The organism is Paenibacillus sp. P4_A7 (assembly GCF_056402455.1).
In genome coordinates, this window is the sequence record NZ_JBFUHJ010000145.1 from 1 (window position 1) to 12,225 (window position 12,225).

Below are 12,225 nucleotides of genomic sequence, written 5' to 3' on the forward strand. Positions count from 1 at the left end.
ATACTATGGCTATCTCTCTCGTAAAAGGTCAAAAGGTTGATTTAACAAAAGGAAATGCAGGCCTCAGCAAAGTTATCGTTGGTTTGGGATGGGATCCTTTGCAAGCGAAAAGCGGTTTCTTCGGTATGAAGAAAGCGGCTAACGTGGACTGCGATGCTTCAGCGCTACTTCTAGATGCTAATGGCAAACTAAGCGGCGAGAAAAGTCTCGTCTGCTTCTATAATAAGCAAAGCGGTTGTAATACTGTCGTTCATTCTGGTGACAATATTACAGGTGAAGGTGATGGCGATGACGAACAGATCATTGTTGAACTTAATCGCGTACCGGCTGAAGTTCAAAAAATTCTTTGTGTAGTAAACATTTACGAATGTGAAGCGCGCAAGCAAGACTTTGGCATGATCAAATCGGCATATATTCGCATCGTTAATCCGTCTAACAATCAGGAGTTAATCCGTTTCAACCTGTCTGACGATTATTCAGGTAAAACGGCGCTGGTTGTCGGAGAGCTTTACCGTCATAACGGCGAATGGAAATTTAATGCGATTGGCGAAGGCACTCATGCTGCCCATGTAGACATTTTTGCTCGTCAGTACAAATAAGTAAATTCGTACAAACAATTAAAAATTAGAAAGAAGGCATTCCAAAATGGCTATTAGTTTATCAAAAGGTCAAAAAATCGATCTAACGAAAACAAATCCAGGTCTATCAAAAATTACAGTTGGTCTTGGCTGGGACACTAATAAGTATGATGGCGGTAAAGACTTTGACCTTGATGCATCAATCTTCTGCTTGAATGCACAAGGAAAAGCGAATTCCGAAGCTGATTTCATTTTCTACAATAACCCGAAAAACGCTAACGGTTCTGTCTTACACACTGGTGACAACCGTACTGGCGAGGGTGATGGCGATGATGAGAAAGTTAATGTCGATTTGTCTGCTGTTCCTGCTGAAACAGAAAAGATTGCATTCTGCATTACGATCCATGAAGGTGCAGAGCGCAGCCAAAACTTTGGACAAGTATCCAATGCTTTCGTTCGTATCGTTGATGAGCAAAGTGGTACAGAATTGRTTCGTTATGACCTTGGAGAAGACTTCTCTGTAGAAACGGCTGTTGTCGTTGGAGAGCTTTACCGTCATTCAGGCGAATGGAAATTTAGTGCAGTCGRCAGCGGATTCCAAGACGGATTATCGGGTCTTGTTCGCGACTATGGTCTTGCTTAAGCTAACGAATGAGTAGCTGAGGGTCGCCTTTGGCGGCCCTTTTTATGGACAACCTACCCTATAAGGAGGCATTTATATGCCAGTAAATTTATCTAAAGGTCAGAAGGTCGATCTTACGAAGTCCAATCCGGGTATGTCCAAAATTACTGTAGGACTTGGCTGGGATGTTAATAAATACGATGGCGGCAGTGGTTTTGACCTCGATGCAACGGCGTTCTGCTTAAATGCTTCAGGGAAAGTTAACAGTGAGAAGGAATTTATCTTTTATAATAATAAATCCAATTCGAATGGTTCAATCGTATCATCCGGCGACAATCAGAGTGGTGAAGGAACAGGCGACGACGAGAGCATCAAAATTAACTTGCCTGCCGTTCCTGCTGATATTCAGAAAGTCGCATTTTGTATTACGATCCATGATGCAGCAAATCGCAATCAGAACTTTGGACAAGTAGCAAATGCTTATGTCCGTGTACTTAATGAGGATACTGGCGAAGAATTAATCCGTTATGATCTTGGAGAAGATTTCTCTGTAGAAACAGCTGTTGTAGTTGGAGAGCTTTATCGCCACAATACGGAATGGAAATTCAGCGCGGTTGGCAGCGGCTATCAAAATGGACTAGAAGGACTATGTACTGATTTTGGTGTTTCAACGTAATTTAACTTTGAATCCGAAGGAGATTACCAACCATGTCGATAAACCTTTCTAAAGGACAACGTATTGATCTTACCAAAACCAATCCGGGTCTTACAAAAGTCGTTCTCGGCTTGGGCTGGGACACAAATAAATATACTGGTGGCGGAGAAATTGATCTCGATGCCAGTGTGTTTCTCTTGGATCAGAACGGTAAGGCACAAGATGAAAAGGATTTTGTGTTTTATAACAATCTTATTGCCTATAATGGGGCTGTGGAGCATACAGGCGATAATCGTACCGGAGAGGGAGATGGAGACGACGAGCAAATTAAAATTGATTTCTCGAAGGTTCCGAATCAAATTTCTCGAGTTGGAGTATCGGTTACGATTCACGATGGAGAAGGTCGTCAGCAAAATTTCGGACAAGTCTCTAATGCTTTTGTTAGATTAGTTGATGAAATGACGGGTAGAGAAATCCTTCGATATGATCTTGGAGAAGATTTTTCAGTCGAAACAGCTATCGTGTTTTGTGAGTTATATAGGCATGGAGCAGACTGGAAGTTTCAAGCGATTGGGTCAGGCTTCTCCGGTGGTTTAGCTGCTCTTTGCCGAAATTATGGGCTTTCAGTGTAATACACAATTTTTAGGGGTGGCATTACATAAGCGCTTATGTCACCCTATCCTACCACTGAGAAGGGCGGTTTACGCATGGAGTTGTCTTTATCTAAAGGACAAAAAGCAGATATCACGAAAAATAATCCTTCATTTAAAAGCCTTCTTATTGGCATGGGATGGCGAAGCGGAACTGGCATCGATGTTGATTTCTCAGCATTTCTTTTACGTTCGAACGGCAAAGTAGCCGGTGATAGTGATTTAATTTTTTATGGTAATCCTAAAGAAGCTCGCGGTTCAATTGAACTGTCTGGTGCGAACAAACGGAATATCGCAGGAAAAACTGATCAGGAGCAAGTACTGATCCGTCTGAATGAGGTACCAAATGAAATTGAACGAATTTCTTTTACTTTGACTATTTATGACGGAGAAGTTAGAAAACAAAGTTTTTCGGACGTTGATGATACGTATATACGCATTATTGACGAAGGAACTGGACGTGAAATTGTGCGTTATGACCTTGGAAAAAACTTCTCCATAGAGACTGCTATTGTTGTCGGAGATTTATATAGATACAATGGCGAGTGGAAGTTTAACGCCATTGGATCAGGTTATTCCGGTGGACTAGGCGCTCTTTGCACGAGCTTTGGCGTTGAGGTAAAGGCTGATTCTAAGGCGCCAGATGAACCTCCTGTGCCCAAAGCGGCTCCAACCCCACCACCAGCACCAGCACCAATAGTACCGCCAGCACCATCAGCACCAATAGTACCAAGTGCTCCAACGATAAGTCTGAGCAAGATTTCTCTGAAGAAGCGCGGAGATGTTATTAATCTCCAAAAGGGTAGCGGGTCGCTTGGTGAGATAGTCGTTAATCTAAACTGGACTCAAAAAAAATCAACCGGTTTTTTTGGACGCTCAAATAGCGTGGATCTGGATATCGGCTGTCTGTTTGAATTAAAGAACGGCATGAAGGGTTCTGTTCAAGCGCTTGGGAACAGCTTTGGTGATTTCACGAGAGCTCCATATGTGTCTCTGGACGGAGACGATCGAACGGGCTCCATTACAACAGGTGAAAACCTCCGTATTAATGGAAATAAGCTCACGGATTTTAAACGTGTGGTCGTTTACGCGTATATTTATGAAGGTGCGACTAACTGGGCTGAAGCTGCTGGTGTTGTAACAATTAAACAAACTGGCGGTCCAGAAATTGAAGTACGAATGGACGAGCATAATAACCGTATGGGTATGTGCGCAATCGCAATGATTGAAAATGTGAATGATGAGACGTTTAGCATCAAGCGATTGGTTCAGTATTTCTCAGGACACAAACAGTTAGACGAGGCGTATGATTGGGGTCTCAAATGGGTCCAGGGCAGTAAATAATAGTCACACTTGGAGGATTACGTAAATGGCTGATTTTATTCAAAATCTATTTGCAAATTTCGGAGCTTTCTTTAGTTGGGAAAACCTTTCGGGGATACTTACCGATCCAGCCAGCTGGGGAATTATATTTACCTTAGTACTCTTGGAAGGGTTGCTATCAGCGGATAATGCCTTAGTACTTGCCGTAATGGTTAAGCATTTGCCTAAGGAGCAGCAGAAGAAAGCATTGCTCTATGGTATCATTGGAGCATATATATTCCGTTTCATTGCAATCGGTGTAGGGGTATATCTCGTACAAATTACGTGGATTAAAGTAGCGGGTGGTCTGTATCTACTTTGGATTGCTTTAAGTAATCTCTTCCATCTCGAGTTCAAGTTGGCTCGTGTTGGCAATATTCCCTTAATACCGTATATTGGCAAAAAAGGCGTTGAAGAAGAGTCGGAAGTTAAAAACAAAGGATTAGGCTTCTGGCGCACAGTTTTGGCCGTTGAAATTATGGATATTGCATTCAGTATCGATAGCGTTCTAGCTGCCTTTGGTGTTAGTGAAGAGGTTTGGGTTCTATTCTTAGGTGGTATATTCGGCGTACTGATGATGCGTGGTGTCGCGCAAGTATTCCTTAAGTTAATAGATAGGTTCCCTGAGCTTGAGAAAGCAGCTTTTATTCTGATTATTATTATTGGTGTAAAAATGATTGCCGGCGCTTATGGCCTTCATGTATCGCACGTATGGTTCTTTAGCTTAGTAATCGCTGTGTTTGGCGGTACGATATTTTTCAGCTCACTTCGTAAAAAACGTGAGAACAAAACAGCTTAAGTAATCGCACATAAACAGCTTGACGAAATATCCCTCATTTGACCGTGAGGGGTATTTTTTACTCTTACATCTCATATTCATGACGATTCATTATCGCCATTATAAGGAGGAATGACCTTTGAGGTATTTTAACTATATTACCCATGAAGAAGAACAGTCCTTCTTTTATTCACTACCGATGAATTTCAATAATTATTCGGACAAGGAAGTAATTGCTCATGCCATTGGCGCCGCTTTGTATATGCCGGCAACCAAGGATAACATAGCCAATGATTTAGTAGCGTCAAAACACGAAGGACTCGTGTCTATGGTAATAGACCTCGAAGATGCCATCGGCGATAATCAAATTATGCAAGCGGAAGAAACATTAAAGCAAACCCTGCTAAAGATCAGTCAGTATATAGCAGGAGGAGTGTTAAGCCCAGATAATATTCCTCTAATGTTCATTCGTGTACGTTCTATAGAACAGTTAAAACGGTTATTATCTTTCTTTGGTGATGAAATTCAGTATATTACTGGTATCGTTTTTCCGAAATTCAACATTGAGACCGGAGGACAGTACCTCAGTCTTATTTCCGAGTACAACAAGCGAAAGAAGGCAGCGAGCCCGACACTTTATGGTATGCCAATATTGGAAAGCGCTGAGGTCATTTATCGCGAGACGAGAATGGAAACACTGCTAGGACTATCCAAGCTGCTAAACAAGTATAAGGAATATGTTTTGAATGTGCGTATCGGTGCTACGGATTTTTCCAGCTTATTTGGACTGAGAAGAAGTCCAGATAATACAATCTATGATATTGGCGTTATAAGAGATTGTATAGCTGATATTGTTAATGTTTTTGGACGGATGGACAATAATTATGTGATCTCGGGTCCGGTTTGGGAGTATTTCAAGAGTGATCGTGTATTCAAACCGCAGCTAAGGCAAACACCTTTCGAGGAAAGTATGGGACGTCACAACGGACGCCTCCTCCGAATGTCTTATATTGATAAGTATGTAGATGGTTTAATCCGAGAAGTGGCAATGGATAAGGAAAACGGTATTCATGGGAAGACAATTATTCATCCTACCCATATTAAGCCGGTACAATCGATGTTTGTTGTTACACATGAAGAATACATGGATGCGTTGCACATCCTAGAGAATAGCAAGGGCGACCTAGGCGTTATGAAGAGCCAATATTCCAATAAGATGAATGAGTTCAAACCGCATATGACATGGGCAAAACGAATTATGATGCGATCGAAAATTTATGGGGTGCTAAATGAAAACCAAAACTTCACCTGTCTTCTATCAGAAGAACGAGAATCTGCAATCGTATAATATTATAGGCGATTTAAACATTACTATAGAAGTTACGAATAATCCCTTCCGTATTCCGCTTGATTCACTCTTCAATATGGCAGCTAGAATGAATAAAAAACGCAGCTTTCTCTTTGTCAGCAAGGTTTTAGGTAAGCATATTCCTGTAAGACCACATGTGTCTCTACTAGCAGGAGCAGCGCTTGGATTGTTGTATCAGCAGTTCAGAGATGAACCCCTTCCCCTTCGCATGGAACAACTTTTAAAAGCCTTCGAAGCGCCAGAGGCAGCAAGTGAAATTTTTGATTATTTGAAACAGAACAAAATGTTGATTAAGGATAAAACACTTTTTATAGGATTCGCAGAAACAGCAACAGCGCTCGGTCACAGCATGTTTGATTTCTTTGAGGGCAATGCTTCTTTTCTTCATACGACAAGAGAGAGTATTGCCTATATGAGCTCATGCATCGATTTTGAAGAGGAGCATTCACACGCGACAACTCATCGTTGTTATGCCAGTGACCCTTCTATTTTTCAGGATGCAGAAACCATTATTTTAATCGATGACGAAATGACTACTGGTAAAACTACACTAAATATTATTAGTGACCTGCATGCCAGATACGGTAAAAAAAGCTATGTGGTAGCAAGCCTTCTAGATTGGCGCTCCAATGCGGATATAGAGCAATTTCATAGCAAGGAGAACGAGCTCGGCGTAAGCATTCAATGCTTATCTTTAGTAGCCGGACAAATTACTTTGACGGGATCACCTATTGAAACAACTTATCTTGAAGATAAAAAGGATAAGCCTGCTGTACAACCAAGTATTTCTTCTATTCGTTTAGATCCTTATTTTGCACATCATCCAGCTAAGGATAAGGGAGTAGCTTATGTTGCGCACACAGGACGCTTCGGTATCACTGCCGAGGAAAATAATAGTTTAAACGATGAAGTGAATCAAGCAGCAGATTATCTAAGTTCATATAGAACCGGAAGCAAATTGCTTTGTATGGGAACCGGTGAGTTTATGTTTATTCCAATGCTGATAGCTGCAAAGCTGGCAGGAGATGTATCGTATCAGTCGAGCACTCGCAGTCCGATACATCCCGATTCCAACCCTGCTTATGCTGTTCGCTCTGCTTATAAATTTAAGTCGCCTGAGCATGCCGACGTCATGAATTTTATGTATAATATTCCGCCAGGACATTATGATCAGATGTTTCTCTTCATGGAACGAGAGGTGGCTTCTGATCAGCTAGAGCAGCTGCAGCAAGCTCTTTTATCGCTGGAAATTCCGAATATCCATATCGTTTATAGCAGCACTTAAAGGAGGAGCGTTTATTGACTACTAACCGTTATGCCCCAAAAATAGCCGCTCCTACACCGATGGGAAGCTACAAGCAGGAAGATGTTATTTTTCTTCTAAAGGATCTTAGTGACGTCCAGCTGGAACAGCCAACTGAAGACAGGGAAGAGTCGATGCAATCCGGAGGACATTATTCGGAGAGCCTGCCTATAGAATATCAGCCTACTGCCGAGTATTTGGAGTTGTTCCATCAAACACTTGGTGACTACGCCGAACGAATCGCAAGAGCAGTTGGAATTGTGTCAGAGCTGATCGTTCAGAAAAGAGGGTTTAACATTGTACTCGCTTCTTTGGCTAGAGCAGGCACTCCAGTAGGTGTATTGATTAAGCGTTATATCAAGCAGGTTTATGATCACGATCTTCCTCACTACAGCATTTCTATTATTCGGGGCAAGGGAATTGATGAGAATGCGCTTCTGTATATGACGGAGAACCATCCGCAAGCGAGTATTCAATTTGTTGACGGCTGGACGGGCAAGGGAGCGATTAGCAAGGTACTGATTGAAGGATGCGCCGAGTTTGAGAAAAAATATGATGTGCGTCTCAATGATGATCTTGCTGTATTAGCAGATCCAGGATATTGCTCGAGCACTTTCGGTACGAGAGAGGATTTTTTGATTCCGAGCGCCTGCTTGAATTCAACCGTGTCTGGCTTAATAAGCCGAACCGTATTAAGGGATGACCTTATTTTAGCTGATGATTTCCATGGCGCTAAATTTTATAAGGACTGGATGAAGTCAGACGTATCTAATTTATTCGTAGATACCATTTGCTCACACTTTGAGCGAATCGAAATAAGTGCAAAGGCAGAAGCAAACAAGCTGCTTTCAGATGAGGAAGAGACTCGAATTACATGGCAAGGGATGCAGGATATTCAACGTATTCAAGAAGACTTTCAAATATCCAACGTTAACTTGGTAAAGCCGGGAGTAGGAGAAACTACACGCGTACTACTTCGCAGAATCCCTTGGAAAATACTTGTGAATCGTCTCGATAACCCGAATTTGAAGCATATTCTCTTATTAGCTAATGAACGGGGTGTGCCCGTAGTAGAATATCCACAAATGAGCTATACGTGCTGCGGTATTATTCAGCCCCTTAAGGGGGAGAAAGAATGATATTCGCAAGTGATTTAGATCAAACCTTGATTTACTCCGAGAGGTCCAAAGGAGACATTTCTTTGGAGGATATGGTGCCGGTCGAGTTATACGAAGGCAGATATATATCCTATATGACAAAGCTGGCAATGGAGAAAATGGAAGAGCTTCAGCAGCTTGTTGAGTTTGTTCCTGTTACGACACGAATTCCAGCGCAATATAATCGGATTTTTAAAATCAGGGAGCAGTTTCGGCCCCGTTATGCCATAGTGAGTAATGGCGGAACTGTACTTATGAATGATCAAACGGATCAAGAATGGAACGAAGTAGTCCGCGAATCGGTGAAATCGCATTGTGCCGAGCACACAGAGATTATTGATTTGTTTAATAAAATTGCCGAATCACATTGGGTGAAATCGTCAACGTTATGTGATGATTTGTTTTACTCCATCGTAGTGGAAAGAGATCAGCTGCCGCTAGAATCATTGGATGAACTTAGACTGCAGATCGCAAATCTTGGCTGGAGCTATTCACTTCAAGGCAGAAAAATTTATTTGGTGCCTGAGAAAGTGAGCAAAGGCGCTGCTATTGCTTATGTTAACGAGAAGTTAGGCTCAAGGTACATCTATGCCGCAGGTGATAGTCTGTTGGATGAGAGCTTATTGCTTGCAGCCGATTATGCCATCTCACCCTCGCATGGCGAGCTGAGACGAACCTATGCCTCACATCCGCATATTCAATTCACGAAGCATAAGGGTGCTTGGGCTACCGAAGAATTGCTCGATATTATTTTAAAGCATGCCGAGGACAGACGACAGTATTCGTTGAATGATAAATAGAATGAAAGAAGGTCATATAAATGACACGTATTTATTTGAATCGCTGGTTCTCAGTAGCTTACCACTATATTAATATGATTCGAAATAATGCGGATGGTGAGAAGTTTAAGTTTTATGGCACCCATCCTGACATCAATCATATGTCACTGCAAGCAGCAGATCATGCAGAAACAGAGCCAGCGCTTGAAGGTTTAGAGTATGTCCAGTTCTGTGTAGACTTCTGCAAGAGACATTTAATTGATGTTTTTATTCCGCGTTTACACATGGAGGAAATATCTCGCTATGCTCATTTATTTGACGAGATAGGCACGAAGGTAATGGTTTGTCGTGATATTCCCTTACTTGATTCCATGGTTGAGAAGGACAAGTTTTATGCTTCGCTGGCAGATAAGAATCTAGTAACGATTCCAGATTATCGTATTGCAAATACAGCAGCTGAATTTAAGCAGGCCTATGAAGAGCTCACGGCGGCAGGACATAAGGTTTGTTTTAAACCAACAAAATCAGAAGGCGGTATGGGCTTTCGTATTATAGATAATGATCGTGATCCGCTCAAGGAGCTTTATGGCTATGTATCGCTATCGACAACGTTCAAGCAAGCGTATGAAACCCTTTCCCTAACTGATCGATTTGACACGATAATGGTCATGGAGATGCTTGAGGAATCCGAGTATAGTATTGATTGCGTTGCAACGGAAGAAGGAGAGTTGATTACCGCTATACCGCGTCGAAAGTCAACTGGACGAGTCTATTTGCTTGAAGCAGTGCCTGAGCTTCTTGAAATCTCTCAGCGAATTGCCAAGGAACTGCGAATTCCTTATGCCTTTAATATTCAAGTGAAATATAACAATGGGATTCCTAAGCTGCTTGAGATTAACCCGCGAATGTCTGGGGGGCTTTTTATAACCTGCCTATCCGGTATAAATATGCCTTATCTGGCTATCCAAGCTGCTTTAGGAAAAACAATTGCGACGCCAGTTCCCGAATTTGGTATTAAATCGGGCTATATTGAGCAAGCAGTAATTATGAATTGACTTACGTGTACCAAAAACGAGATAATTGATAGTGATAGATGAAAACGTGAGTCGAATGTAACGTATGAATGATTGTACAGCATGAAACAGCATAAATTCACGATGGAGGTGTCACGTCAACGAGATGAAAAAATCCATTATCATTACCGTAGTCAGTTATGTTCTTGCTATCGTGGCTTATTGGTTCACTTCTGCTTATGTAGCAATTGCTATACCAGCGATTGGCCTATTTGTTTCTCTTGCGATGAGGCAACGAAGTGTGAAGCGACTGCAAGAATATAAGCGGGAATCGGAAGCACAGCAACAGCTGTCAAGCAATCTGCAAAACCAAACGCCTCATGATCAACAACAGCAACAACAGTTTCAATATCAGCAGCAACAACAGCCTGCTGTCACGCAAAGCTCGAATGCAGCTGTTGCAGCCGCTGCTAAACCTGCGCAAATTATCGATCCAGAGCTCGCGTCAGCCCTTGAATACATTGGAGTCATTGAAGATATGATTCTTTTGGAGGGCGAACATAATAACCTGGATGATGAAATCGTACAGAAGACATTAGCTCTGTTAACGCGTCTTAACCGACTTGTGCCAGATTTAGTCGCTTTGGGAGACGAAAGAATCAATCACAATATTGTTAGACTGGTTAGAAAGGATTTAAATTCTACGATCAATCCATTCCTAAGACTCAGCGGTGAAGCGAAGCGTCAAAATCGCCGGCTGCTGCTCGATGGAATTAAGGATATCGACTCAAAACTGACATTTTACACCAAGACAATTGAGCAAAAGGATCTTATGGAGCTGCATACAAAAGCAGAGCTAATACAGCAGCGATATAGACTTAATGATTAATAGAGGGGGAAATGTTCATGTCGCAGCAGTTGGTTCAAATTAAAAATGAAGATATTTCAAAGCTCGAGCAAGAAGTACAGATGACCATGCAAAAGGTTGCTGAAACCGATGTTATGAATCTGGATACGTTGATGGATGAAATCACTAAGAAGGGTCAGAAAACATTGGAGCGCTCTGGACAGACGCTAACGATGCTGGAGAGACCGCTTTCGGATTTGATGTCAGGGAAACGGACAGAAGTAGCGGACAATATGTTGAAGCTGCGGACTGAGGTTGAAGATCTAAGCAAAAGTAAGCAGCTTTCACTCGTGCAAAAGATTATGCGTAAAACACCGATGAAGAACTACATTTACAAATACCAATCAGCCAAAACAAATGTTCAAGTGATTGTAAAGTCACTTCGTGACGGCCGTGACAATCTCGAAGAGAATGTTGTTCATATGCGGAATTTGAAGCGGAGCAGCTTGGATAATGTGTATGATCTTCAATTGCTGGTTGAGTATGGATCACGTCTTAGACAGATGTTTGAAGAGGAAATTGCCAAGCCTGAAAACGAGCACCGGAAGACGCATTTAGAGCGCGGACTACGGAAGGTAGTCACTAAAATTCAAACGTATACGGAAATGATTATGTTATATCAGCAAGCGATTGCAGCAACGGATATTATTAATGACACGAATGATAAGCTGATGGATGCATTGGACAGCTCCATTGATAAGACGCAGCATCTGATGTCTGTATCGGTTCTCATTGCCAGTGCGATTGATGATCAGATGAAAGCAATTGAGGCGGTCAATTCAACAAATGAAATGTTAGGCAATCAATTCGCTGAAAATGCTCGTCTATTAAATGAGACAAGCGATAAAGCGAATCAAGCACTTACAAAGCCTGCGATGAGCATGGAATTGATTGAACGTGCTATGACGGATCTTTTCTCAGCTATGGATAAATACGAGAACTCAAACCGTCTCATTATTCAAACCGCAACGCAGCAAACAGAGAAAATGACCCAAATCAATCAGCAAGTTGGACAACGACTAGGTATTCAAGCAGCATCAAATGCCAATCCG

Annotated in this window: 13 protein-coding genes; all 13 read left to right on the plus strand. The window is 41.9% G+C overall.

Annotation, left to right across the window (positions count from 1 at the left end; translation table 11 throughout):
• Window positions 1–5: 5 nt before the first annotated feature.
• Window positions 6–599, plus strand: a complete 594-nt coding sequence (locus AC1DWN_RS17615; RefSeq protein WP_477560221.1) for a TerD family protein — start codon at window positions 6–8, stop codon at window positions 597–599.
• 46 nt (window positions 600–645) lie between these two features.
• Window positions 646–1,221 carry a TerD family protein gene (locus tag AC1DWN_RS17620; RefSeq protein ID WP_477560211.1) on the plus strand — a complete coding sequence of 192 codons (576 nt, stop codon included), beginning with the start codon at window positions 646–648 and terminating at the stop codon, window positions 1,219–1,221.
• A 76-nt stretch (window positions 1,222–1,297) separates the two neighbouring features.
• Window positions 1,298–1,876 (plus strand): TerD family protein, encoded by a 579-nt coding sequence (locus AC1DWN_RS17625; RefSeq protein WP_477560212.1) that lies wholly within the window; start codon window positions 1,298–1,300, stop codon window positions 1,874–1,876.
• 32 nt (window positions 1,877–1,908) lie between these two features.
• Window positions 1,909–2,487: a TerD family protein gene (locus AC1DWN_RS17630; RefSeq protein WP_477560213.1), complete on the plus strand. Its 579-nt coding sequence runs from the start codon at window positions 1,909–1,911 to the stop codon at window positions 2,485–2,487.
• A gap of 75 nt (window positions 2,488–2,562) precedes the next feature.
• Window positions 2,563–3,849 (plus strand): TerD family protein, encoded by a 1,287-nt coding sequence (locus AC1DWN_RS17635; RefSeq protein ID WP_477560214.1) that lies wholly within the window; start codon window positions 2,563–2,565, stop codon window positions 3,847–3,849.
• Between the two features lie 25 nt (window positions 3,850–3,874).
• Window positions 3,875–4,666, plus strand: coding sequence for a TerC family protein (locus AC1DWN_RS17640; protein WP_477560215.1), 792 nt, complete (start codon window positions 3,875–3,877; stop codon window positions 4,664–4,666).
• Between the two features lie 178 nt (window positions 4,667–4,844).
• Window positions 4,845–5,993, plus strand: coding sequence for an HpcH/HpaI aldolase/citrate lyase family protein (locus AC1DWN_RS17645; protein WP_477560222.1), 1,149 nt, complete (start codon window positions 4,845–4,847; stop codon window positions 5,991–5,993).
• On the plus strand, window positions 5,935–7,299 hold the full coding sequence (locus tag AC1DWN_RS17650) for a phosphoribosyltransferase family protein (RefSeq protein ID WP_477560216.1): 1,365 nt from the start codon (window positions 5,935–5,937) through the stop codon (window positions 7,297–7,299). The genes AC1DWN_RS17645 and AC1DWN_RS17650 overlap by 59 nt, the downstream gene beginning before the upstream one ends.
• Window positions 7,300–7,358: 59 nt before the next feature.
• Window positions 7,359–8,456 carry a cysteine protease StiP family protein gene (locus AC1DWN_RS17655; RefSeq protein ID WP_477560223.1) on the plus strand — a complete coding sequence of 366 codons (1,098 nt, stop codon included), beginning with the start codon at window positions 7,359–7,361 and terminating at the stop codon, window positions 8,454–8,456.
• A complete protein-coding gene (locus tag AC1DWN_RS17660; protein WP_477560217.1) occupies window positions 8,453–9,274 on the plus strand; it encodes an HAD family hydrolase in 822 nt (273 codons plus the stop codon). Before AC1DWN_RS17655 ends, AC1DWN_RS17660 begins: the two co-directional genes overlap by 4 nt.
• A gap of 20 nt (window positions 9,275–9,294) precedes the next feature.
• Window positions 9,295–10,308 carry an ATP-grasp domain-containing protein gene (locus AC1DWN_RS17665; protein WP_477560218.1) on the plus strand — a complete coding sequence of 338 codons (1,014 nt, stop codon included), beginning with the start codon at window positions 9,295–9,297 and terminating at the stop codon, window positions 10,306–10,308.
• Between the two features lie 124 nt (window positions 10,309–10,432).
• Complete coding sequence (locus AC1DWN_RS17670) at window positions 10,433–11,155, plus strand: hypothetical protein (RefSeq protein ID WP_477560219.1); 723 nt, start codon at window positions 10,433–10,435, stop codon at window positions 11,153–11,155.
• Window positions 11,156–11,172: 17 nt separating this feature from the next.
• A partial coding sequence (locus AC1DWN_RS17675) for a toxic anion resistance protein (protein ID WP_477560220.1) occupies window positions 11,173–12,225 on the plus strand: 1,053 nt, incomplete at its 3' end.